The sequence below is a fragment of the Allobosea sp. GW821-FHT10B12 genome, assembly GCF_059415545.1.
In genome coordinates this window covers 93,856-116,975 of the sequence record NZ_JBWKNL010000013.1, presented here as the reverse complement: position 1 = coordinate 116,975, position 23,120 = coordinate 93,856, and the positions used below count along the sequence as shown (strand labels likewise).

The window sequence follows — 23,120 nt, the reverse complement described above, 5'->3', positions numbered from 1 at the left end:
GTCGCCTCCGCGCAGAGCCGCACCGGGCTCTAGTATAAACATATGAATACGACTATGTTCAGCAGATGATTGCAAGCGGGCGATATCGCGCGGGGCTGGCGGCGGCGTTCACGTTGTCGGGATTGCTGTCACTACCGGCCTTCGCCGCCGAACTCGTCATGTACACCCGCAATGGCTGCCCCTTCTGCCTGCGCTTCGAGCGCGAGGTCGCGCCGGTCTATGCGAAAACGCCGGAAGGCAAGGCGGCGCCGCTGCGGCGGATCGAATTGCCAGCCGGCGGCGTCCGCGGTGAGGCACTGCGCGAACCCGTCATCGCGACGCCCACTTTCGTGCTGGTGGAGGATGGCCAAGAGGTCGGCCGCATCACCGGCTATCTCAACGACGACATGTTCTGGGGTTTGCTCGGACGGCTGGTTGCTGTCATTGAAACTTCAGACCAAGTTCAACGATCAGGCACACGGACCCAATGACCGCGATCGTCTCGAAAGCGCTCGAAACCGAACTGCGTGATGGCGCCGAGTTCTCGCCTGAGCTCGACCAATTGATGCGCAAGGCCCGCAAGGCCAGCGATTTCCTCAAAGCCCTCTCGCATGAGAACCGTTTGCTGCTGCTCTGCCTGCTGGCCGAGCGGGAGCGGACGGTGACCGAGCTTGAGAACCTGCTCTCGCTGCGCCAGCCCATGGTCTCGCAGCAGCTCGCGCGCCTGCGCCTCGACCAGCTCGTCACCACCCGCCGCGACGGCAAGGCGATTTATTACAGCCTCGCCAGCGACGATGTCCGGCGCGTCATCGCCGTGATCTACGACATCTTCTGCAACCCGCCCGGGACCGAAACCGAGAAATCGTGAGCCACAACCGCTCCCATCGGCGCCGGTCATGATCGCGCTGTCCGCCTGGGGCGCGACGCTCGCAGGCGTCGCTGTGGGCGCGGCCTGCGGCTTCACCGTCCGCCGGGCCCGGCTCTGCTCTTTCGGCGCGGTCGAGGATGCCTGGATGGGCGGCGACACCCGCCGGTTGCGGGTCTTCGGCCTTGCGCTCGCGATCGCGCTGATCGGCACGCAGGCGCTGATCGGGCTGCACCTGCTCGACCCCGCGAACTCGACCTATGTCCAGCCGGCCCTGCCCTGGCTCTCGATCGCGGTCGGCAGCACATTGTTCGGCCTCGGCATGGCGCTGGTCGGCACTTGCGGCTTCGGCTCGCTGATCCGGCTCGGCTCCGGCGATCTGCGCAGCCTGATCGTGATGATGGTCTTCGGCGCGGTCGCCTATGCGACGTTGCGCGGCATGTTCGCTCCGATCCGAATCGAGGTGCTGGAGAGGGTCTACTGGCCGCTGCCCGGCGGCCTCAAGGGCGACCTCGCTGGTATCCTGACCTATCTCGGCGCGCCGGCTGCACGGTTCCTGGTCACCGCTGCCGGCGCGATCACCCTGATCGCCATCGTCGTCATCGACCCGCGGCTGCGGCGTTCGCCACGCCTGCTGCTGGCGGGGGCGACGCTTGGCCTTGCCGTGGTTGCCGGCTGGTGGGTGACCGGTATTGCCATCGATGCCTTCGAGACCGTCCCGCGGGCGCAGAGCCTGACCTTCGTCTCGCCGGTCGGCCGGGCGCTCTATGCCGTGCTGAGCGTGCCCTCGGCCCTGCTCGAATTCGGCATCGGCACGCTTGCAGGCGTGACGCTCGGCTCGTTCCTGTCGGCGCTCTACGACCGCGAATTCCGCTGGGAAGCCTTCGACGACGACCGCGAGATGCGCCGTCATCTCCTCGGCGCCGTGCTGATGGGCGGCGGCGGCGTGCTCGCCGGCGGCTGCACGATCGGACAGGGCATCTCGGCCGGCTCGATGCTGGCGCTGTCCTGGCCGCTGGCGATCGCCGGCATGATGATCGGCGCGCGGATCGGCATCGCCTTCCTGGTGGAAGGCTCGATCAGGGGGCTGTGGCAGCGCGGCTGACGAGCCCCTGCGACACCGTTTCAGCGATCGCACAGCGCCACCTCGGTTGACGCATATAGTTTCCAATATATCTTAAATTTCATATCTGACTGGAAATCCAGATACCGACCGACGCCGGTCATCTGCTCAAAGGAGGCCGCAATGAACCGCAGGACTGTCCTGACGCTCGCAGCCGGCACGGCCATCGGCACGATTGCCGCCCGTGCCGAGGCACAGCAGGCCGCTACGCCTCCCGCCACCGGCCCGCATGCCGGCATCGCCAAGGCCAAGCAGACCACGCTCGGACTCTATATGACCCCGCGCGGGGCAGCCGATGTGATGGCGCGCGAGGGCGCAAAGACCCTTTTCGTCGATGTCCGCACCCGCGCCGAGATGATGTTCACCGGGTGGGCGCCGGCGATCGACGGCAATGTGCCCTTCGTCGATGTCACCGAGTTCTGGGACTGGGACGACAAGGAAGGTCGCTACCGGCTCGAAGCGAATGCGACCTTCTCGCAGGATGTCGGCAAGCTGCTGGCAGCGAAGGGCCTCGCCAAGACAGATCGTGTTATCGTCATGTGCCGCTCGGGCGATCGCTCGGCGCGCGCTGTCGAGAAGCTCGCCGAGGCCGGCTTCACGCGGGTCTATAACCAGCATGAAGGTTTTGAGGGCGATCTCACCCCGGAAGGCCGGCGCAGCGTCAATGGCTGGCGCAATGCCGGCCTGCCCTGGACCTTCAAGCCCGACAAGGCGAAGTTCTATTTGCGCGGTTGATCAGGACGCCGCGACGAAGCGATAGGCCGTACCCTGCCGCTCGACGCGCCCGACGGCGCCGGGCAGGTGATAGCCGATGATCTGCGCCTTCTCCTGACTGAGCCGGTCGAGCAGCTTGCGACGCGTCGCGACGGCGAGATCGGCGTCGTGGTCGGAGGCCGGCCGCCAGTCCGGGCGCGAAAACGAGATCAGCGGATGCGTCAGCGCATCGCCCAGGACCATGACTGGCCCGCCCGCCGCCTTGAAGGCGAACGAGACATGGCCCGGCGTATGGCCGGACGTTGCGACCGCCTCGATCCCCGGCAGCCATTCGCGGCCGGGCTCGACCCGCTCGAGCTTGTCGCCCAATTCCTTGGCGATACGTTGCGCCCCAGCGGCGAAGGCATGCCGGTCCTCCGGCAGTCCTGCATAGACCTTGGGATCGGTCCAGAACCCGATCTCGGGTGCAGCCACCAGCCAGCGCGCATTGGGAAAGAGCGGGCTGTCGAATTCGTCGAGCGCACCCCAGAAATGGTCGGGATGGAGATGGGTGAACAGCACATGCGTCACCGCATCCGGCTCGATCCCGGCTGTCTTCAGGCTCTCGGCCAGCTTGCCCGAGCCCGCGAGGAAGTTCGCGCCCGAGCCGCAATCGAACAGGATGACGTCCTTGCCGCGCTTCAGGCAGGTGACGTTGAGGACGGAGCGCGTCGGCCCGCTCTGCTTCGCCTGCGCGGCGAGCTCCGCCGGCGCGATGTCGCGCGCCAGCATGGACAAGGGCAATTCGAAGCTGCCGTCGCTGAGGACGGTCAGCGTCTCATCGCCGGAGCCGAGCGTCGCGACGACCTGCGCCAGGGCCGGTGAGGCCAGGGTGCAGGCTCCGGCAGTGACGAACAGGCGACGCGTCAGCATGAACCGCTCCGGCAAGGCCTACTTGTTCACCGGCGATTCCGGATCGAACAGATAGGCCATCACGTCCTTGATCTGCTGCTCGTCCAGCACCTTGTTGACGCCGAAGCGCGGCATGTTCGAGCAGGGCACCACCGCCATCGAATTGTAGATCTTGGTGTAAGCGTCCTTGATCGTCTCGGGATCGTATTTGCGGTCCTTGCCATAGGCCGCGAGGCTCGGGCCCAGCGTGCCATAGCTGACCTCCTTCGGGTCGAGCTGATGGCAAGCAAAGCAGTTGCCGCCGGCGACCGTGCCCGGCGGATCGGAGAACTGACCGCCGCGGCCGTTATTGGCGACCTGATAGCCCTTCTTCCAGTCGCCGAGGAACTTGCCGTCGGCGGGATAGACGACGCGGGCACTCTCGCGCTTCAGCATCGCGTCGGATTCCGCCGAGGACGGGTTGTTGCGGGTCGTGTTGCAGACGGCGAGCGAGTCGTCCGGCTTGATCCTGGCCTGCCACTCGGCCGAAGCCTTGCCGAAGGTCGACTTCAGATAGGCATCGATCACAACCTGGGCCGGGCGCTCCTGGGCGTGGGCCGAGCCTGCAACGAGCAGTAGGGCCGCCAGGGGAATGAATGTTCTGATCATGATGGTTCCCCTTCAGCGCTTGATCGACGGAACCTTGATCTCGCCGCCTTCCGCCTGCTTCTGCAGGAAGACGGTGAGCGCGGTCAGGGCTTCCGAGCCGTATTCCGGCACCGGCCAGCGCTGCTGGCGATAGCAGTCCCAGAGCCGGTGCTGCATCGTCCGCAGCGCGCTCTGCGAGACCCGATAGGTCGGCCAGGAACCCATCGTCTCCTGCGCCGTCTTACCCTTGACCGAGAGGTTGGGCAGGCCCTGCAGGCGGATGCGCTTGCCTTCCTCGGCATGGCAGGTGGCGCAGGAGAAGTCGTTGACGCCGCCGCGGGTGTAGAACAGCGCCTCGCCGACCGCCGCCATCTCCTTCTCCTTGGGATGGGAGAGCTGCGGCTCAATCCTCATCTCGCTCGACTTGTTGGCGATGAAGGCGACGAGGTCCTCCATATCGGACGCCCGGGCCGGACCCGAGAAGCGCCGCAGCACCACGTCCTTCGTGTCGAGCCCCTGCAGCTTGTCCATGCACCAGAGCAGGCGCTGCTCGGTGTCCATCACCTTGTCGGCGTCGGCGAAATAGCGCGGCAGCTTGGCGAAGGCGCCCTCCAGCTTGCCCGGCCCCTCGCCGAGATCGCAGCCCTCCAGCGAGACGTTCTTGGTCCCGCGCTTCTCGGCCCAGAGCGCCTCGCCGCGGTCGACCGCGAGGAAGCCCGGATTCGAGAATGGATCTGAGAGCATCTGGCGATAGCGCTCGATCTCCTTCTCGCTGTCATCCTGCGGCGGCGACTGCGCGGTCAGCGGCCCGGCCGCCATGATCATGACGGCCGCCAGTGCAACTGCTCCGATGATCGGAAGCTTCATCCCTCGCCCTTTCGTTTCCTCGGAGCCGTTCCGATCGGCTTACTCCGCAAGCTGATCGGCAAAACGCTCTCCATCCTTTAAACTGGGGCGCTTATGCTGCACCCCTTGGCGGAGCCCTTTGGGGCTTTACATTCACAAAAAACAATATCACGATACGTGCAAATGATTGGCGACCCGCCGCGGCGCCGTCAAGCGTTAAAACAAGACGAATGTGAAGGAGGAGCCCTCGTATGCTGACCCACCTGCCGACGCTGTCGCGCCGCGATGCGGTGAAGGCCGCCGCCTGGGCCCTTGCAGCCGCCGCGATCGCGCCGAAGCTCGCCTTCGCCGACGAGAAGGCCGTCGCCGCCGAGATCAAGAAGCTCTACGGCGACAAGCCGATGGCCTCCGGCAAGATCAAGCTCGACGTGCCTGAGATCGCCGAGAACGGCCTGGTCGTGCCGATCAACATCGAGATCGAGAGCCCGATGACCGAGGCCGACTACGTCAAGGCGGTGCACATCTTCGCCGAGGGCAATCCCCAGCCCGGCGTCGTCAGCTACCAGTTCACCCCGGCCTGCGGAAAGGCCTCGGCCGCGACGCGCATGCGCCTCGCCCAGACGCAGGACATCATCTGCGTCGCCGAGATGTCGAACGGCGCGCTGCACACGGCCAAGGCCAACATCAAGGTCACGATCGGCGGCTGCGGCGGCTGACGCCCGGCATCGTCATCGAACAGAACAAGGCGAGGAAACCCAAATGACCACCAAGCCCACGCCCCGCGTGCGCGTTCCGGCCAAGGCCGCCGCCGGCGAGATGATCGAGATCAAGACGCTGATCTCGCACGAGATGGAATCCGGCCAGCGCAAGGACGCCAAGGGCGAGACCATTCCGCGCCAGATCATCAACAAGTTCTCGGCGAGCTTCAACGGCAAGCCGGTGTTCTCGGCCGACTGGTTCCCGGCGATCTCGGCCAACCCCTACCAGTCCTTCTTCTTCAAGGCGACCGAATCGGGCGAGTTCACCTTCACCTGGAAGGACGACAACGGCTCCGAATACACCGCCAAGAACAAGCTGACGGTCGGCTGACGCCAACCGTCATTCCGGGGCGCTGCGCAGCGGCGAGCCCGGAACCCAGAACCGATATCGCTTCCGGACCTGACGCCGACCGTCCAGCCTCGATGAACAGGCGCATCGGTTCTGGATTCCGGGCTCAGGCCTGCCGGCCTGCCCCGGAATGACGACAAGGACTTCGATTGAGCCCCTGGATCGCGATGTGCGCGCATCCAAAGGATGAGTCATGATCTCGAGACGAGACTTCCTGCAGGCGACGGCGGTCGCCGCGGCTATGACTGCCGGCTCCGGCCTCGGCCCGCTCGGGCGCGCCGCCGCCCAGCAGAGGCTGTCGCAGGCCGATATCCTGCGCTTCGAGCCGCAGGGCCAGGTCACCATCCTGCATGTGGCCGATATCCATGCCCAACTGATGCCGCTGCAGTTCCGCGAGCCCGCAGTCAATCTCGGCGTCGGCGAGGTCAAGGGCCTGCCGCCGCATCTGACCGATGCCGCCTTCCGCGAGCATTTCAGGATCGCTGCCGGCTCGGCCGACGCCTTCGCGCTGACCTCGGACGATTTCGTCGCGCTCGCCCGCAATTACGGCCGGATGGGCGGGCTCGACCGGATCGCGACGCTGGTCAAGGCGGTCAGGGCCGAGCGCGGCAACGACAAGGTTCTCCTGCTCGACGGCGGCGACACCTGGCAGGGCAGCTGGAGCGCGCTCCAGACCAAGGGCCAGGACATGGTCGACGTGATGTCGGCCCTGAAGCTCGACGCGATGACCTCGCATTGGGAGTTCACGCTCGGCGCCGAGCGGGTCAAGGAAATCGTCGAGGCCGCGCCCTTCGCCTTCCTCGCCCAGAACATCCGCGACAAGGAATGGAACGAGCCAGTCTTCCCGCCGCGCAAGGTCTTCGAGAAGGGCGGCGTCAAGGTCGCGGTGATCGGCCAGGCCCTGCCGCGCACCGCCGTCGCCAATCCGCGCTGGATGTTCCCGGACTGGGAGTTCGGCATCCGCGAAGAGGAAATCCAGAAGCAGGTCGAGGAAGCCCGTGCCGAGGGCGCCGCGATCGTCGTGCTGCTCTCGCATGACGGCTTCGACGTCGACCGCAAGCTGGCGAGCCGGGTCAAGGGCATCGACATCATCCTGACCGCGCATACCCATGACGCCATGCCCGGGCTGATCCGCGTCGGGCAGACTGCCCTCGTCGCCTCCGGCTCGCATGGCAAGTTCGTCTCGCGCCTCGACATCGCGGTGAAGGACGGCAAGGTCGCCGATATCCGCTTCAAGCTGATGCCGGTCTTCGCCGATGCGATAGCGCCCGATCCGGAGATGGCGGCGCTGGTGACGAAGCTGCGCGCGCCCTTCGCCGCCGATCTCGCCAAAGAGATCGGCCGCACCGAGTCGCTGCTCTACCGGCGCGGCAATTTCAACGGCAGCTTCGACGACCTGATCTGCGACGCCATGCTCTCGCAGCGCGACGCCGAGATCGCGCTCTCGCCCGGCTTCCGCTGGGGTGGCTCGCTCCTGCCGGGCGAGCCGATCACCTGGGAGGCGATCAGCAATGCGACCGCGATCACCTATCCCAACTGCTACCGGATGGAGATGACCGGCACGCAGCTCAAGGAGATCCTCGAGGACGTCGCCGACAACATCTTCCACCCCGACCCCTATTTCCAGGGTGGTGGCGACATGGTCCGCATTGGCGGCATGGGCTACGCCATCGACGTCGGCAAGCCGATGGGCAGCCGCATCTCCGGCCTCAGCCATCTGAAATCAGGCCAGCCGATCGACGCTTCCCGCAAATATGTCGTCGCCGGCTGGGCCAGCGTCAACGAGGGCACACAAGGACCGCCGATCTGGGATGTGGTCCGCAACCACGTCGTCGCGACCAAGACCATCACCATCAAGCCGAACGACGCCGTGAAGGTGAGCGGGGCATGAGCGCCTCCGCCATCACGGTCGTCACAGGACAAGGAGACGAGGCATGACCTCTCCCGCAAAACCCGATGCGCTGAGCCGCCGCCGCTTCCTCGGCGGGGCTGCGGTCGCTGGAGCCGGCCTTGCCGGCGCAGGTTCCGCCCGCGCCGAAACGGCCAAGCCCGATCCGTTGATCACCGAGGTCCAGGACTGGAACCGCTATCTCGGCGAGGGCGTCGACAAGCGGCCCTATGGCACGCCGTCTCGCTTCGAGAAGAATGTGGTCCGCCGCGACGTCTCCTGGCTGACGGCCTCGCCGGAATCCTCGGTCAACTTCACGCCGCTGCACGAGCTCGACGGGATCATCACCCCGTCTGGCCTTTGCTTCGAGCGCCATCATGGCGGCATCGCCGACATCGACCCGGCCAATCATCGCCTGATGATCCACGGCCTCGTCGACAAGCCGCTGGTCTTCACCATGGAAGACATCAAGCGGATGCCGCGGCAGAACCGCATCCATTTCCTCGAATGCGCCGCGAATTCCGGGATGGAATGGCGCGGCGCGCAGCTCAATGGCTGCCAGTTCACCCACGGCATGGTCCACAACGTCATGTACACCGGCGTGCCGTTGAAGGCGCTGCTGGCCGAGGCGGGGGTGAAGGCCAACGCCAAATGGCTGCTGCTGGAAGGCGCCGATTCCTCCGGCATGAACCGCTCGCTACCGATCGAGAAGGCGCTCGACGACGTGCTGATCGCCTTCGCCATGAACGGCGAGGCGCTGCGGCCCGAGCAGGGCTATCCGCTACGCGCCGTCATTCCCGGCTGGGAAGGCAATCTTTGGGTCAAATGGCTCCGGCGCATCGAGGTCGGCGACCAGCCCTGGCAGGCGCGCGAGGAGACCTCGAAATACACCGACCTCCTGGCCGATGGCCGCTCGCGCCGCTTCACCTTCTTCATGGACGCCAAATCGGTGGTGACCAATCCCTCGCCGCAGGCGCCGCTGAAGCAGAAGGGCCGCAACGTCCTCTCCGGCCTCGCCTGGTCGGGGCGCGGCACGATCCAGCGCGTCGACGTCACCCTCGACGGCGGCAAGAACTGGCAGCACGCCAGGATCGACGGGCCGGTGCTCGATAAGTCGCTGACCCGCTTCTATGTCGACTTCGACTGGGCCGGGCAGGACCTCTTGATCCAGTCACGCGCCATGGACTCGACCGGCTATCTCCAGCCGACCAAGGAGGAGCTGCGCAAGATCCGCGGCACCAACTCGATCTACCACAACAACGGCATCCAGACCTGGCATGTGAAGGCGAACGGGGAGACCGAAAATGTCGAGATCGGTTAGTCCCGTCCTGCTCGCGGGCCTTGCGGCGGTCGCCGTGCTCGCCGCCGCGCCGCTGATCGCCCAGACCAAGCCGGCGGCAAAGCCCGCGCATCCGCCCGCCAAGGCCGCTCCTGCTCCCGCCCCGGCCGCCAAGCTCGGTCTCGGCCGCGAGGCGCTGCCCGAGGAGATCAAGGCCTGGGACATCGCGGTCAGGCCCGATGGCAAGGGCCTGCCGGTCGGCAAGGGCACGGTCAAGCAGGGCGACGAGATCTTCCAGGCGCAATGTGCCAGCTGCCATGGCGAGTTCGGCCAGGGCAATGGCCGCTGGCCGGTGCTGGCCGGCGGCATGGGCTCACTGAAATCCGACCGGCCGGAGAAGACGATCGGCTCGTTCTGGCCTGATCTTTCGACCGTGTTCGACTATGTCCGCCGGGCCATGCCCTATGGCAACGCCCAGTCGCTGTCGCCGGACGAGCTCTACGCGGTCACCGCCTATTTGCTCTATCTGAACGACATCGTGAAGGACGAGGACTTCGAACTGTCCGATAAGAACTTTACCAGTGTGAAGCTGCCGAACGCGGCCGCCTTCTACGATGACGACCGCGAAACCACGGAGAAAGCCTTCTGGGGCAAGGAGCCGTGCATGACCAACTGCAAGCCGGAGGTGAAGATCACCGGACGGGCGGTGATCCTCGACGTGACGCCGGATTCGAAGACGGCGCCGAAGGTCGACTGATGCCAGGAGCCGGCGCCGTTCGTCTCGCGGGGCTCGGCTTCCTCCTGGCCTGCGCACCGGCGAACGCCGCCGGAGACAGAGCGCTGGGGGAATATCTCTCCGCCGAATGCACGAGCTGCCACCAGAGCAGCGGCAAGCAGGTCGGCGGTATCCCGGCGATCATCGGCCATCCGGCCGAGCAGTTCGTCGCGCTGATGAACGCCTATCGGGAAAGGCAGCGCGACAACCAGGTGATGCAGGCGGTCGCCGCCCGGCTCTCCGGCGAAGAGATCGCGGCGCTGGCAGCCTATTACGAGAGCCTGAAACCCAATCCTTAGCCGGGCATATGGCCTGAACAGCGGAGGGGACGTGATGTCGGAGGAACACCAGCAGGCCTCGCGCCGGGCGTTGATGCTGGCAGCGGCGAGCGGTGTGGTCGCAGCGGCCACGCCGGTACTCGCAGCGCCCCGGCAGACGGCGCTCGCCGACCTCAAGAAGGAGGCCGACATCGCCTGCCTCTATCATTGCGATTTCGGCGAGCCGCAGCGCTTCACCCAGATGCTGCAGAACATCGCCAATCACTATTCCGCCTATGGCGCCGACCCGTTCGCGCTGCAGCTCGCCATCGTCGCGCATGGTCCTGGCGTAAAATTCTTCCTGGAGAACCTCGACGGCACAAGCTGGAGCGAGGAAGCCGCCACCATCCCGAAGATCTTCGAGCGCGTCGAGGACGTCGCCAAGAACGGCCTGAGGATTCATCTCTGTGAGATCACCTTCAACCGTCTGAAGATCGATAAGGGCAAGGCGCGCAAGGCCGAGTTCGTCGGCTTTGTGCCCTCCGGTGTCGCCGCCGTCGCCGCGATGCAGGCCAAGGGCTTCGCCTATCTGAAGGTCGGTTAGGACCCGCGAGAGGTCCGCCATCAACCATGGGAAGGGGAGAGGGAACCATGTCGACCAATCGCCGCACATTCCTGTCCGGGCTCGCCGCTGCGAGCAGCTTCGCCATCGCCTCGCCTGCCGTGCTCGGCCAGGCCAAGCCGCGCGTCGTGGTGATCGGCGGCGGCGCCGGCGGCGCGACCGCGGCCAAATACATCGCCAAGGACTCGAACGGCACCATCGCGGTGACATTGGTCGAGGAGAACGAGGTCTACCAGACCTGCTTCCACTCCAATCTCTTCATCGGCGGCCTCAAGTCCTATGAGGAGATCACCCATCGCTACGACGCGCTGGCGAAGAACCACGGCATCACGCTCGCCCGCGCCCGCGCCACCCAGATCGACCGCGACAAGAAGGAAGTCGTGCTCTCGACCGGCGACCGCCTGCCCTATGACCGCCTCGTCGCCTCGCCCGGCATCGACCTGAAATACGATTCCGTCCCCGGCTGGTCGAAGGAGGCCGAGGAGGCGATGCCGCATGGCTGGAAGCCCGGCCGGCAGACGCAGCTGATCAGGCAGAAGCTCGACGCGGTGCCAAATGGCGGCACGATCCTGATGATCGCCCCGCCCAATCCCTATCGTTGCCCGCCGGGCCCCTATGAGCGCGCCTCGATGTTCGCCCATATGCTCAAGGCGAGCGGCAAGCGCGACTGCAAGATCTTCATCCTCGACCCGAAGGACAGCTTCTCGAAGCAGGGTGTCTTCCAGGAGGGGTGGGAGAAGCACTATGGCGCGATGATCGAGTGGCTCGGGCCGAAGGTGCATGACGGCATCAAGTCGGTCGATCCCAAGACCAACACCGTTGTCACCGGTTTCGAGACCTATAAGGACTGCGCCTTCATCAACGTCATCCCAGCGCAGATGGCCGGCGAGATCGCCCGCTCGGCGGGCTTAGCGCCGGCCGGCGGCTATTGCACGATCGACCCCGCCTCGATGAAGTCGGTCGTCGACCCCAACATCTTCGTGCTCGGCGATGCCTGCATCGCCGGCGACATGCCGAAATCCGCCTTCGCCGCCAACAGCCAGGCCAAGGTCGCGGCGATGGTGATCCGTGGCGAGCTCGCCAATGCCCGCACCTTCCCGGCGCGCTACATCAATACCTGCTGGTCGCTGATCGAGACCGACGACACCATCAAGGTCGGCGGCCGCTACGAGCCCAAGGACGGCAAGATCGCGGCAGCTGAGACCTTCGTCTCGCAGCCGCGCGAAAGCGCCGAGCTGCGCAAGGAAAACCAGGCCGAGAATGTCGGCTGGTATGCGGCGATCACCGCCGACATGTTCGGCTGACACCGTTCACCGCGCCGTCGCCTCGCGCGGCGGCGCGCCCCTCTCCTCATCAGGGTCTGAAACGCATGAAATTGCCTGTCATTGCCGCTGCCTTTGCTGCCGCCTTCATCACGACCAGCGCCCAGGCGCAGGACGTCGCCGCCGGCGAACGCTCCTGGAACAAGTGCCGCGCCTGCCACCAGCTCGGCGAAGGCGCCAAGAACCTCGTCGGCCCGCAGCTCAACGGCCTGTTCGGCCGGCACACCGGCGCGGTCGAGGGCTACAGCTATTCGGCCGCCAACAAGGGTGCGAACATCACCTGGGACGAGGCGGTCTTCGCCGAATACATCAAGGACCCGAAGGCCAAGATCCCCGGCACCAAGATGGTCTTCGCCGGCATCAAGAACGAGAAGGAAATCGCGGACCTCACCGCCTTCCTCAAGCAGTTCGGCAAGGACGGCAAGAAGATGTGAGCGGAGGCGTCGCGCCTCCGCCATTTTTCCTGCGACGATCGATCGCCGTGCCGCGTCAGATGACGCGGCGTGGGTCGAGCGCGTCGCGCAGACCGTCGCCGATGAAGTTGATCGACAGAACGGTCAGGAAGATCGCCGCGCCCGGGAACAGCGCCCAGTGCGGCGCAGAGTCGAGGTGGTCCTTGGCGTCGAAGAGCAGACGCCCCCAGGTCGGGATATCCGGCGGGAAGCCGAGGCCGAGGAAGGACAGCGTCGATTCCGCGATGATCGCCGAGGAGACCTCGATCGTCGAAGCGACGATGACCGGCCCGACCGCGTTGGGCAGGATATGGCGCGTCATCTGGCGGAACTTGGTGGCGCCCTGGGCCTTGGCTGCCTCGACGAACTCCTTCTCGCGCAGCGACAGGAACTGCGCCCGCACCAGCCGCGCGACCGGCATCCAGCGTAACCCGCCGATGACGACGACGATCAGGATGAAGACGCCGCCCTCGACGCCGAAGACCGCCTTCAGCTGCTCGCGGAACAGGTAGATGATCAGCAGCAGCAGCGGCAGCTGCGGCAGCGACAGGAAGAGATCCGTCACCCACATCAGCACGGGGTCTGCGATCTTGCGCGACATGCCGGCGGTCGCGCCGATCACGACGCCGACGAGGGTCGCGACCACCATCGCGGCGAGGCCCACGGCGAGCGAGATGCGCCCGCCATACATCATCCGCGCCAGGATATCCTGACCGAGATCGTCGGTGCCCAAGGGGTGCGCCCAGGACGGGCCCTGGAGCTGCGCCGTGAAATCGATGTCATTGATCGGCACGGGCCAGAGCCAGGGACCGACGACGACACCCAGGATCAAGGAGCCGAGGATAAACGCGCTCGCCATGGCGAGCCGGTGGCGGCGGAAGCGCCGCCAGGTTTCACGGCCGGGCGAGACCGATACGGTCGTCCCGGCGGCTGCCACGATGGGATCAGCCGAAGGAGATGCGAGGGTCGAGCCAGCCATAGAGCAGGTCCGCAATGAGGTTGAAGAGGACGACCAGGCAGGCGAAGACGAAGGTCACGGCCATGATCACGGGGGTGTCGTTGGCGAGGATCGCGTCGATCAGCAGCGAGCCGATGCCGGGGATCCGGAAGATCTGCTCGGTGACGATGGCGCCGCCGAAGACCGCCGGCATCTGCAAGGCGACGAGCGTCACGACCGGGATCAGAGCGTTGCGCGTGATGTGGCGCAGCGTGACCCGCTTCTCACTGAGGCCCTTGGCACGCGCCGTGGTGACGTAGTCGAGCCGGATCACGTCGAGCACGGCCGAGCGGACATAGCGGGTATAGGACGCCGCCTGGAACAGGCCGAGCACGGTGATCGGCATGATCGCCTGGCGGAACATTTCCCAGTACCAGCGCCAGCCGGTCGCGGCGATATCGGAGCGGTAGACGAAGGGGAACCAGTCGAGCTTGATCGAGAACAGCAGGATCAAGAGCAGGCCGGTGAAGAAGGTCGGCAGCGAGAAGCCGACGAAGGCGAGCGTGTTGGCAATCTGGTCGAAGATCGAATAGGGCCGCGTCGCCGCATAGATGCCGACCGGCAGCGCGATACACAACGCCAGAATCTGCGAGGTACCGACGACGAAGAGGGTGGTCGGGACGCGCTGCAGGATCAGGTCGTCGACATTGATCCGACTGGCGAAGGAGAAGCCCCAGTCCCCCTGCGCCATCGCCGAGAGCCAGCGCAGATAGCGCACCATGATCGGGTCGTTGAGGCCGAAGCTGGCGCGCAGAGCCTCGCGCACCTCGGGCGGGACGTTGGGATTGGTCGCCATCTCCGAGAACGGATCGCCCGGCGCCAGCGCCAGGACCGTGAACAGGATCAGGCTGATGCCGAGCAGGCTCGGTATGGCGATCAGCAATCGCCGTAGAAGATAAGTCGCCATCAAGGGTTCCCGTGAAGCGGGGTGTCGCTAAAGCGAACCGCGCGGGCTGATGGCGAAGAGACACCACCGGACCGAGGCAGCTCGCGCGGAAGCGGCAGGGGCCGCTCGCGGACGGTATCAATCGTCCGCGAGCGGTTTAGCCGGCCTCAGCTGCGATACCAGGCAGCCACGTTCCAGGTGTCGACGTCCCAGCCGCTGTGGTCGTGCATCAGGTTGGTCACCGAGGCGGCAACGCGGGTGCGCGAAAGCAGCGGCAGGATCACATTGGCTTCACAGAAGATCTCGTTGACCTTGATCAGCAGCGCGGCGCGCTTGGCCGGATCGAGCTCCTTCTGGGCGGCCTTGTAGGCCTCGTCGGCAGCCTTGTCCGAATAGCGCGAGACGTTCCGGCCCAGCCATTTGTTCTCCTTGTTGGCGATCTCCCAGGAGACGAACTGGTTGAGGAAGCGTTCCGGATCGGGCTGCGGCTGCGTCGTCGTGTACATCTCCATGTCGACATAGAGCTTGGTGTAGGTGTCGGGATTGGCGACGTCGGAGGAGAAGAACACCGACGCCGTCACCGACTTCAGCTCAAGGTCGATGCCGACCTTCTGGCAGGCCTGCTTGATGATCGCCTGCGTCTTCTGGCGCGGGGCGTTGATCGAGGTCTGGTAGACGTATTTGAGCTTCTTGCCGTCCTTCTCGCGGATGCCGTCCGAGCCCTTCTTGTAGCCGGCGTCGTCGAGGAGCTTGTTGGCCTTCTCGACGTTGAACTCGTATTTCAGCTTCTGCGACTTGAACTGCTTGGGCTCGTTGACGAAGCTCGCCGTCGCGGTGCCGCCGCGGCCATAGATGAACTTCTGGATCGAATCGCGGTCGATCAGGAGGTTGATCGCCTCGCGCACCTTGGGATCCGACAGGGTCGGATGCTTGGTCTTGACGCTCGAGCGCTCGCCGTCGACCTCGGTCCACGGGTCGGTCGTGTTGAGGATGATGAACTCGATGTCGCCCGAAGCGACCGCGCTGACCTTGCCGCGGCCGCCGGTCTCCATCTTCTTCAGGACCTCGTCCTCGACCTGCAGGTTCCAAGCATAGTCGAATTCGCCGGTCTGCAGCACGGCGCGCGCCGCGGAGACCGCGTCGCCACCGCCCTTGACCTCGATCGTGTCGAAATGCGGCTGGTTCTTGACGTGGTAGTCCTCGTTGCGCGTGCCGGTCAGGATATCGCCCGGCTTGAAGTCGGCGAACTTGTAGGGGCCGGTGCCGATCGGCTTGAGGTTCGCCGGCGCCTCGCGCGACTTGGCGCCCTTGTACTCACCGAAATGGTGCTTCGGCAGGATCTGGCCGACGACGCCGACGAAAGGATCGGCCCAGAACGGCGTCGGCTCCTTGAAGATCACCTTGACGGTGTGATCGTCGACCTTCTCGACCTTGATGTTGGTGTAGGAGCCGGTGGTGTAGGCGGCGGTCGCCGGATCGGCAGCGTATTCCCAGGTGAAGACGACGTCGTCGGCGGTGAAGGGCTTGCCGTCATGCCATTTGACGCCCTGCTTCAGCTTCCAGGTCACAACGGTGCCGTCGGCGGAGAGCCCGCCATTGGCCCGGGTCGGGACCTCGGCCGCGAGCTGCGGGGTGAGGTTGCCTTCCTTGTCCCAGCCGGCGAGCGGTTCGAAGAAGATGCGCCCGGCGATCTGGTCCTTGGTACCGCTCGCGAAATGCGGATTGAGCAGCGTCGGCGCCTGCCAGAGCAGGATCTTGAGCGGCCCGCCGCCACCGGCCTTGGTCGGCTTGTACTGCAGCGACGCCTGCGCCATGGCGACGTCGTTCCAGGCCAGGATCTGCGATGCGATCGGCGCCGTGATGCCGACCGCCGCCAGTCTGCTGATGAAGGCGCGCCGCGAGATCGTGCCCTCCTTCACGCCCTCGACCAGCCCGCGCAGCTTGTTCTCGTCCATCGTTGGTCCCCTCTGCTGATATCGATCAGTCTGATCCGATCGAGGCTTTCCGCCTCTTTTGTCTCGTCAGGGGGCGCAGCAAGACATGTGCCACAAAAAGCGTCAACCGGCGTGTACACAAAGGCGATCAACTGAGAGGCATTCCAATCTCGGATCGGGAGTGGCGGAGTGTCGCGCACGGGTGCTCGAGGCAGCCCGGGACCTCGAGCCGCATGGCTCTGCCGCGCTGGTGACACGATCGCCGCGGAGGATTCGGGCACGCCGGATCCGGCTTCCCGAAAGGACATCAGCATGACCGTTACCCGCAGCCTCTTCGCGGGCACCGCCCTGTTCAGCGTGCTCATCCTGGCCGGCCTTGCCGTAGCGCAGAGCCATCAGGGCCATGGCAGCCATGGCGCAGCCGCCCCTGCCGCCGCCGACACCGCCGCGACGCAGGCCTACAAGAGCGCCAACGACAAGATGCACAAGGAGATGGGCATCGCCTTCAGCGGCGACGCCGACGTCGATTTCGCCCGCGGCATGATCCCGCACCATCAGGGTGCGGTCGACATGGCCAAGGTCGTGCTCGCCCACGGCAAGGACCCCGAATTGCGCAAGCTCGCCGAGGGCGTGATCACCGAGCAGGAGAAGGAGATCGCCTTCCTGCGCGACTGGCTGAAGAAGCAGGGCAAGTGATCTTTGCCACACCGCCCCGGATTCGCCCCGGTCCGCAGCGGGTTTCGCGCCTGCCGCTTGCCCTGCGGGGCCGGCTTTGGCAGAGAGGCGGCGCGACTTGCGTCCACGCACACCCTGCAAGCACAAGCCGTGGATCGTAGATGGACTCTGATCTCGCCTCCGGCTGCTCGCGGGTTCGATGAAAAAATACCTCGATTATCTCTGGCCGCTGATCGGCCTCGTCGCGGTCGTCTGGTCGATCGATTTGCTCTGGGACAAGCTCAAGACCGAGGCCTTGACCAACGAGGCCGTCGCGGCCCAGCTCGAGCAGTCCGGCCTCTGGGATGCGATCAAGATCGTCGCCACCGGCATCGGCCAGAAGATCGCGGTCATTCCACCGGCCGCCTTCTTCCATGCCGCGCTGGCGACACTCGTCGCCTATGCCGCTCTCGCCTGGTACGATCGGATCGCGCTATTGCACCTGCACCGCGAGAAAGGCATCTCCTGGGCCTATATCTCGCTCTGTTCCTTCGTCACCTACGCCCTCTCGCACAATATCGGCGCCTCGGTCTTCTCCGGCGGCATGGTGCGCTACCGCGCCTATCACGCTAAGGGCCTGACGGCGGCCGAGATCGCGGTCCTGGTCGCGCTCTGCTCGTTCACCTTCGCCTTCGGCACCATCCTGCTGATGGGGCTCGTTCTGATCGGCGAGCCGCAGATTCTGCGCCCGCTGCACCGGCTTTCGACCTGGTTCGGCATCGGCGACAAGCAGGCCCGCCTGATCGGCTTTGGCCTGCTCGCCTTCTGCGTGCTCTACACGATCGGCGCCTGGCTGCGCTTCAAGCCGCTCAGGATCGGCTCGTTCGAATTGGTCTATCCACGCCTGCCGATCGTCGCCCGGCAATATCTCGCCGCGCCGCTGGAGCTGATGGGCGCTGCCGGCATCATCTATTTCGCCCTGCCGGAACAGGGAAATCCCGGCTTCTTCATCGTGCTCGGCGCCTTCCTGATCTCGTTCTCAGCCGGTTTGCTCAGCCAGGTGCCGGGTGGTGTCGGTGTGATGGAGGCGGTGTTCCTTGCAGTGATGCCGGGCGTGCCGGCCCCGGCCGTCTTTGCAGCACTGCTGGTCTGGCGGATGTTCTACCTGATCATTCCACTGGTGATCTCGCTGCCGATCGTGCTCGCCTTCGAGCGCGCGCAACTGCGCAAGGCCTTGGCGCACGAGACGCAGGTGAAGGCGCAGGAGCAGGCAGCCGCCAAGGCCGCGGCCCTGCACATCGACAAGCCGGAGTGACGTTTCAGCGCTTGAGCGCGATCGCCGCCGCGCCGAACATCAGGAGGCTGCCGATCGCTTCGGCCGGGCCGAACGGCTCGCCGAGTGCAAAGACGCCGGCTCCGACCGCGACCGCCGGGCTGATGAAAGCATAAAGCCCGGCCCGGAAGGCGCCCCAGTCGCGCACCAGCCTGAGATAGATGGTGAAGCCGATCAGCGAGCCGCCGATGACCAGCACAGCCAGCGCCGGCAGGACCGGCCAGGACACCAATGCACCGAAATGGGCTGGAGTGACATTCTCCAGCATGGCCGACATCAGGCAAAGCCCCAGGCCGCCGATCAGCGTCTGCCAGCCGGCCAGCGTCAGCGTCGGGATGCGGCCCATCGCCGGCCGCGACCAGACCGCGCCGAAGCAATAGAGCAGCGTGCCGGCCGCGACCGCAGCCAGTCCCCAGAGTTCGAGCGGCCCGCCCTTCGCGGCGGCGAGCCCGCCCAGCGCCCGCGTCGAGAACAGGAAACCGAGGCCGACGGCCCCGAGCCCGATCGCCGCGAGCTTGCGCCCACCGATCGCATGGCCCTCGATCAGATAGCTGGCGATGATGGTGAAGATCGGGATGGTGGCGAAGTTGACGATCGCCGCGAGCCCGGTCGGCGCTTGGGCCGTGCCCCAGAACAGCAAGGTGTAGTTGCCGGTGTTGAGCAGCAGCGCGGTCATAATCACCCGCGGCCAGGCCTCGGCCGGCACCTTCAGCACATCGCGGCCGGCCCAGGCCAGCATCAGCGCCCCGGCGATGACGAAGCGCGAGGCCGCAAGGAAGACCGGCGGCACATGCTGCGCGCCGACCTTGATCGGCAGCCAGGTCAGGCCCCAGACGAGGCACATCAGCGCGAAGAGAGCGGCATTGCGGGACATGGGCTGCGCTTAGCGATGCTGCGGAGAAAGGACCAATGCCGACCCGGCATGCGGCCATGGCGTCGATGTCAGGGCGCCTGCCGCGCCATCTGGCCAACGCCCTTGCCGCACTCTATTATAAGAGAATCAAGGGTATGATGATGGACGATCTCGCGTCAAGATTGGCAGAGCGGCTACGCGGCGAGCGCGAGGGTCGTGGCTGGAGCCTGAACGATCTCGCGGAGCGCTCCGGTGTCTCGCGCGCCATGATCAGCCGGATTGAGCGCGGCGAGGCGAGCCCGACGGCTGTGCTGCTCGGCCGGCTTTCCGGCGCCTTCGGCCTGACCCTGTCGAACCTGCTGGCGCGGATCGAGAACGCTGGCGAACGTGTCCGCCGTGCCAAGGACCAGCCGCTCTGGCGCGATCCCGAGACCGGCTTCGTCCGCCGCGCCATCTCGCCGGCCGGCAATGGCGATCTCGAGCTGGTCGCCGGCGAATTGCCACCCGGCGCGGCGATCGCCTATCCGGCCAGCTCCTACGCCTTCATCCGCCAGCAGATCTGGATGCAGTCGGGCCAGCTCGATTTCGACGAGGGCGGCATCGTCACCCGGCTCGGCCCGGGCGACTGCATGGAGCTCGGCCCGCCCAGCGATTGCCGCTTCAGCAACCCCGGCACCGAGCCGGCGCGCTATCTCGTGGTGGTTGCGCGGCGGTAGATTGCTCACTCTTCAGATAGAACGATCGACATTCCGACCGATGTTCGCCGACAAGCTGGCGAGCCATTGCTCCTGCGTCAGCGCGGTCGCTGCGAATTCCACCTTGGCCCCTGCCTTCTTCAACGCGTCGAGTGCCTGAGCGATACGCCTGTCGGCCTGTTCAGGCCCCTTCAGCTCACCTTCGGATGCGCTGCCCCAGCCGAGTTGCTTGCCGAGTTCCCCATAATCGTCCGCGAGTTCGACCGCACCGTTGTTGTAGACGCGCCCGATGACCTCGCCATTGACCTTGATTTCGGCGCGTAGGCCGCTCGCTTCCCAGCCCCACTCCCTGGTGCTGCCGACGCCGGGACTCGCCGTCGCCGAACTCGCCCCCGTCGACAGCGAGGAAGAGCCTGCGGTCGCGGGCGGTGCGGAGAAGATGCCGGCCTCGCCCGTGTCCGAAGCAGCGCGCCGCGACACACTGCTCGGATGATGGCCCAACCACCCGAAGGCATTGCCGATCGAACCCACGGACATGATGCTCCCCTCTCCTACGCGAGATAGGTCAAGCAAATCCTGCACCATCCTGGGTTGCATTCAAAATCAACATGATAGGCGCGCGTCCTTCGGCAAGTCCGGGGAGGCGGCAAGCAAAAGCAGCCGTGACGCGGCTGCTTTTGCCTAGTTCCTGCCGGCTGCTGGGCGAGCCAGAATGCCGACCCCGAACACGGTGAAGGCTAGACGCTCCCGACCGTCCTGAGCTTCGCCCGCGGGTGGATCTCGCTCTGCGAGAGCACCGGCGTCTCGCGGCGGAAGCGCTCGATGATCTGGCGCACGAAGGGCCGCGCCATGCCGGAGGTGACCAGCGCCGGCATCTCGCCGAGCCGTGCCGCCTCCTCGAACTTGTCGCGCACCTGATGGACGAAGTCCTGCAGCCGCGAGGGCTGCATGGCGAGGTGCCGGTCCTCGCCCTGGCCGACGATCGATTCGGCGAAGACGCTCTCCCAGGCCGGCGACAGCGTGATGATCGGCAATTGCCCGTGCTGGTTGGAGAACTGCGCGCAGATCTGGCGGGCGAGCCGGACGCGGACATGCTCGGCGATGTCGCGCGGATTCCGGACGCTGCCGGCGACCTCGGCGATACCCTCGACGATGGTGCCGAGATCGCGGATCGAGATGCGCTCGGAGAGCAGCAATTGCAGCACACGCTGGATGCCGGTGGTCGAGATCTGCTGCGGCACGATCTCCTTGACGAGGTCGGCATGGTCCTTGGGCAGTTCGCGCAGCAGCTTCTGCACCTCGCCATGCGAGAGCAGCTCCGGCATATGCGATTTCAGCACCTCGGTGAGATGGGTCGAGATCACCGTCGCCGCGTCGACCACGGTATAGCCGCGCAGTTGCGCCTCATCCTGCAGCGCCCCGTCGATCCAGGTCGCCGGCAGGCCGAAGGTCGGCTCCAGCACGTTGTGACCGGGCAGCGTCACGCTGCCGCCCATCGGGTCCATCGCCATGTACTGGCCGGGATAGACCATGCCGTGCCCGGCATCGATCTCCTTGATCTTGATGAAGTAGTGGTTGGCCTCGAGCTGGACGTTGTCGACGATGCGCACCGCCGGCATGACGAAGCCGAGCTCGGCGGCAAGCTGGCGCCGGAGCGCCCTGACCTGGTCGGTCAGCCGGTCGGCGCCACCAGGTGCGTTGACCAGCGGCAGCAGGCCGTAGCCGATCTCGATCTTGAGCTCGTCGAGCTTGAGCAAGTCGTTGAGCGTCTCCTCCTTCGGCGTGCCATCGGCCGCCACCGGCGATGCTCCCTGCGGACCCTGTGTCGCAGCCTCCGCCTCGCGCGCCTTGGCGAGCCGGCCGAAATGCCGCGCCAGCCAGCCCGAGCCGGCAGCAAGGACGAGGAAGGGCAGCATCGGGATGCCCGGCAGGAGCGCGATCAGCAGCATCACCGCCGCCGACATGCCGAGCGCCTTGGGATAGCCCGAGAGCTGCTTGCCGAGCGCCTTGTCGGCGGCGCCGCGCACGCCCGATTTCGAGACGAGCAGGCCCGCGGCGGTCGAGACGATCAGCGCCGGGATCTGGCTGACCAGGCCGTCGCCGACGGTCAGCAGCGTATAGCTGTGCGCCGCGGCGCCGAAGCTCATGCCCTGCTGCGCGACGCCGATGATGATGCCGCCGATCACGTTGATGAAGGTGATCAGCAGGCCGGCGATCGCATCGCCGCGCACGAATTTGGAGGCGCCGTCCATCGAGCCGAAGAAGTTGGCCTCGTCCTCCAGCGCCTTGCGCCTGACCTTGGCGACCTCCTGGTCGATCAGCCCGGCCGAGAGATCGGCGTCGATTGCCATCTGCTTGCCTGGCAAGGCGTCGAGGGCGAAACGCGCCGCGACCTCGGCGATACGGCCCGAACCCTTGGTGATGACGACGAAGTTCACGATGATCAGGATGGTGAAGACGATCACCCCGATCACGAAATTGCCGCTCATCACGAAATTGCCGAAGGCCTCGATGACGTGGCCGGCGGCGGCGGTGCCTTCATGGCCATGCGCGAGGATGAGGCGCGTCGAGGCCAGGTTCAGCGCCAGCCGCAGCATCGTCACGATCAGCAGAACGGTCGGAAAGGCCGAGAACTCCAGCGGCTCCTCGATGAACAGCGCCGTCATCAGGACGAGCACCGACAGGATGATCGAGAGCGCCAGCAGCATGTCGAGCAGCATCGCCGGCAGCGGGAAGATCAGCACCACGAGGATGCCCATCACGCCGATGGCAAGGAACAGGTCCGGCCGGTTGAGCAGCGTGCTCATCTGGCCGCGCGTCGGCATCGTCATGCCGCCGCTGCTGCCCGCCGTCACATCGCTCATCGGATAGCCGCTCCCACGCGCCGCCCTCCACGGACGGCAGTCGTACCCGGCAATTCTTGCCGAGTGCATGGTGAACGAGTGGTTAAGAAGCCTGAAAAAATCCCGTCTGGAACCTTTCCCTGAACGGGCTGTTATCGAATGGCCGCGTTCTGGCCGC

General features: G+C 65.8%; 25 protein-coding genes. 16 read left to right on the top strand and 9 right to left on the bottom strand.

Features of this window, described 5'->3' with window-relative positions; genetic code table 11:
• The first annotated feature begins 65 nt into the window (after positions 1-65).
• The 4 genes from AC07O0_RS28190 to AC07O0_RS28175 all read left to right on the top strand — a co-directional run bounded on the left by AC07O0_RS28190 (position 66) and on the right by AC07O0_RS28175 (position 2,702).
• Positions 66-470, top strand: coding sequence for a thioredoxin fold domain-containing protein (locus tag AC07O0_RS28190; RefSeq protein WP_494627833.1), 405 nt, complete (start codon positions 66-68; stop codon positions 468-470).
• Positions 467-847, top strand: coding sequence for a metalloregulator ArsR/SmtB family transcription factor (locus tag AC07O0_RS28185; protein WP_494627831.1), 381 nt, complete (start codon positions 467-469; stop codon positions 845-847). The genes AC07O0_RS28190 and AC07O0_RS28185 overlap by 4 nt, the downstream gene beginning before the upstream one ends.
• 28 nt (positions 848-875) lie before the next feature.
• Complete coding sequence (locus AC07O0_RS28180) at positions 876-1,949, top strand: YeeE/YedE family protein (RefSeq protein ID WP_494627829.1); 1,074 nt, start codon at positions 876-878, stop codon at positions 1,947-1,949.
• Between the two features lie 141 nt (positions 1,950-2,090).
• Complete coding sequence (locus AC07O0_RS28175) at positions 2,091-2,702, top strand: rhodanese-like domain-containing protein (protein WP_494627827.1); 612 nt, start codon at positions 2,091-2,093, stop codon at positions 2,700-2,702.
• On the opposite strand, the gene AC07O0_RS28170 is transcribed toward AC07O0_RS28175, so the two are convergent.
• The 3 genes from AC07O0_RS28170 to soxA are packed head-to-tail and all read right to left on the bottom strand — an operon-like array spanning position 2,703 to position 5,024.
• Positions 2,703-3,593 (bottom strand): MBL fold metallo-hydrolase, encoded by an 891-nt coding sequence (locus AC07O0_RS28170; protein ID WP_494627825.1) that lies wholly within the window; start codon positions 3,591-3,593, stop codon positions 2,703-2,705. It abuts the gene before it with no gap.
• Positions 3,594-3,611: 18 nt separating this feature from the next.
• On the bottom strand, positions 3,612-4,220 hold the full coding sequence (soxX, locus tag AC07O0_RS28165; RefSeq protein ID WP_494627823.1) for a sulfur oxidation c-type cytochrome SoxX: 609 nt from the start codon (positions 4,218-4,220) through the stop codon (positions 3,612-3,614).
• A 12-nt stretch (positions 4,221-4,232) separates the two neighbouring features.
• Positions 4,233-5,024, bottom strand: a complete 792-nt coding sequence (gene soxA, locus AC07O0_RS28160; protein WP_494627849.1) for a sulfur oxidation c-type cytochrome SoxA — start codon at positions 5,022-5,024, stop codon at positions 4,233-4,235.
• A gap of 272 nt (positions 5,025-5,296) precedes the next feature.
• On the opposite strand from soxA, the gene soxY reads away from it, so the two are divergent.
• The 9 genes from soxY to AC07O0_RS28115 all read left to right on the top strand — a co-directional run bounded on the left by soxY (position 5,297) and on the right by AC07O0_RS28115 (position 12,729).
• The gene (soxY, locus tag AC07O0_RS28155) at positions 5,297-5,761 is read left to right on the top strand and encodes a thiosulfate oxidation carrier protein SoxY (protein WP_494627822.1); all 465 of its coding nucleotides are present in this window, start codon (positions 5,297-5,299) and stop codon (positions 5,759-5,761) included.
• A gap of 43 nt (positions 5,762-5,804) precedes the next feature.
• Positions 5,805-6,134 (top strand): thiosulfate oxidation carrier complex protein SoxZ, encoded by a 330-nt coding sequence (soxZ, locus tag AC07O0_RS28150; RefSeq protein ID WP_092160332.1) that lies wholly within the window; start codon positions 5,805-5,807, stop codon positions 6,132-6,134.
• A 211-nt stretch (positions 6,135-6,345) separates the two neighbouring features.
• Positions 6,346-8,043 carry a thiosulfohydrolase SoxB gene (gene soxB, locus AC07O0_RS28145; protein WP_494627820.1) on the top strand — a complete coding sequence of 566 codons (1,698 nt, stop codon included), beginning with the start codon at positions 6,346-6,348 and terminating at the stop codon, positions 8,041-8,043.
• Between the two features lie 43 nt (positions 8,044-8,086).
• Positions 8,087-9,361, top strand: a complete 1,275-nt coding sequence (gene soxC, locus AC07O0_RS28140) for a sulfite dehydrogenase (protein WP_494627819.1) — start codon at positions 8,087-8,089, stop codon at positions 9,359-9,361.
• Entirely contained in the window at positions 9,345-10,076 is a 732-nt protein-coding gene (locus tag AC07O0_RS28135) for a c-type cytochrome (RefSeq protein ID WP_494627817.1), read from the top strand. The genes soxC and AC07O0_RS28135 overlap by 17 nt, the downstream gene beginning before the upstream one ends.
• A complete protein-coding gene (locus tag AC07O0_RS28130; protein WP_494627815.1) occupies positions 10,076-10,393 on the top strand; it encodes a c-type cytochrome in 318 nt (105 codons plus the stop codon). The genes AC07O0_RS28135 and AC07O0_RS28130 overlap by 1 nt, the downstream gene beginning before the upstream one ends.
• Positions 10,394-10,427: 34 nt before the next feature.
• The gene (locus tag AC07O0_RS28125) at positions 10,428-10,955 is read left to right on the top strand and encodes a DsrE family protein (RefSeq protein WP_494627814.1); all 528 of its coding nucleotides are present in this window, start codon (positions 10,428-10,430) and stop codon (positions 10,953-10,955) included.
• Positions 10,956-11,002: 47 nt separating this feature from the next.
• Entirely contained in the window at positions 11,003-12,277 is a 1,275-nt protein-coding gene (locus tag AC07O0_RS28120) for an FCSD flavin-binding domain-containing protein (RefSeq protein WP_494627813.1), read from the top strand.
• Between the two features lie 65 nt (positions 12,278-12,342).
• Positions 12,343-12,729, top strand: a complete 387-nt coding sequence (locus AC07O0_RS28115; RefSeq protein ID WP_494627811.1) for a c-type cytochrome — start codon at positions 12,343-12,345, stop codon at positions 12,727-12,729.
• A gap of 55 nt (positions 12,730-12,784) precedes the next feature.
• Here the strand turns inward: AC07O0_RS28115 and AC07O0_RS28110 are convergent, their stop codons facing one another.
• From AC07O0_RS28110 to AC07O0_RS28100, 3 genes are all read right to left on the bottom strand, one after another.
• On the bottom strand, positions 12,785-13,726 hold the full coding sequence (locus AC07O0_RS28110) for an ABC transporter permease (RefSeq protein ID WP_494627809.1): 942 nt from the start codon (positions 13,724-13,726) through the stop codon (positions 12,785-12,787).
• Positions 13,692-14,651, bottom strand: coding sequence for an ABC transporter permease (locus AC07O0_RS28105; protein WP_494627807.1), 960 nt, complete (start codon positions 14,649-14,651; stop codon positions 13,692-13,694). Before AC07O0_RS28105 ends, AC07O0_RS28110 begins: the two co-directional genes overlap by 35 nt.
• Before the next feature lie 146 nt (positions 14,652-14,797).
• Positions 14,798-16,585 carry a peptide ABC transporter substrate-binding protein gene (locus tag AC07O0_RS28100; protein ID WP_494627805.1) on the bottom strand — a complete coding sequence of 596 codons (1,788 nt, stop codon included), beginning with the start codon at positions 16,583-16,585 and terminating at the stop codon, positions 14,798-14,800.
• Between the two features lie 291 nt (positions 16,586-16,876).
• Here AC07O0_RS28100 and copM point away from each other — a divergent pair, with 291 nt between their 5' ends.
• Positions 16,877-17,260, top strand: coding sequence for a CopM family metallochaperone (gene copM, locus AC07O0_RS28095; RefSeq protein WP_494627803.1), 384 nt, complete (start codon positions 16,877-16,879; stop codon positions 17,258-17,260).
• 178 nt (positions 17,261-17,438) lie between these two features.
• Positions 17,439-18,533 (top strand): lysylphosphatidylglycerol synthase transmembrane domain-containing protein, encoded by a 1,095-nt coding sequence (locus tag AC07O0_RS28090; protein ID WP_494627801.1) that lies wholly within the window; start codon positions 17,439-17,441, stop codon positions 18,531-18,533.
• Between the two features lie 4 nt (positions 18,534-18,537).
• Here AC07O0_RS28090 and AC07O0_RS28085 read toward each other — a convergent pair whose 3' ends face one another.
• Positions 18,538-19,425, bottom strand: coding sequence for a DMT family transporter (locus AC07O0_RS28085; protein ID WP_494627799.1), 888 nt, complete (start codon positions 19,423-19,425; stop codon positions 18,538-18,540).
• 140 nt (positions 19,426-19,565) lie between these two features.
• On the opposite strand from AC07O0_RS28085, the gene AC07O0_RS28080 reads away from it, so the two are divergent.
• The gene (locus tag AC07O0_RS28080; protein WP_494627797.1) at positions 19,566-20,120 is read left to right on the top strand and encodes a helix-turn-helix domain-containing protein; all 555 of its coding nucleotides are present in this window, start codon (positions 19,566-19,568) and stop codon (positions 20,118-20,120) included.
• A 12-nt stretch (positions 20,121-20,132) separates the two neighbouring features.
• On the opposite strand, the gene AC07O0_RS28075 is transcribed toward AC07O0_RS28080, so the two are convergent.
• Positions 20,133-20,636 (bottom strand): hypothetical protein, encoded by a 504-nt coding sequence (locus AC07O0_RS28075; RefSeq protein ID WP_494627795.1) that lies wholly within the window; start codon positions 20,634-20,636, stop codon positions 20,133-20,135.
• Positions 20,637-20,836: 200 nt separating this feature from the next.
• The gene (gene flhA / locus AC07O0_RS28070) at positions 20,837-22,963 is read right to left on the bottom strand and encodes a flagellar biosynthesis protein FlhA (RefSeq protein WP_494627793.1); all 2,127 of its coding nucleotides are present in this window, start codon (positions 22,961-22,963) and stop codon (positions 20,837-20,839) included.
• Between the last annotated feature and the right edge of the window lie 157 nt (positions 22,964-23,120).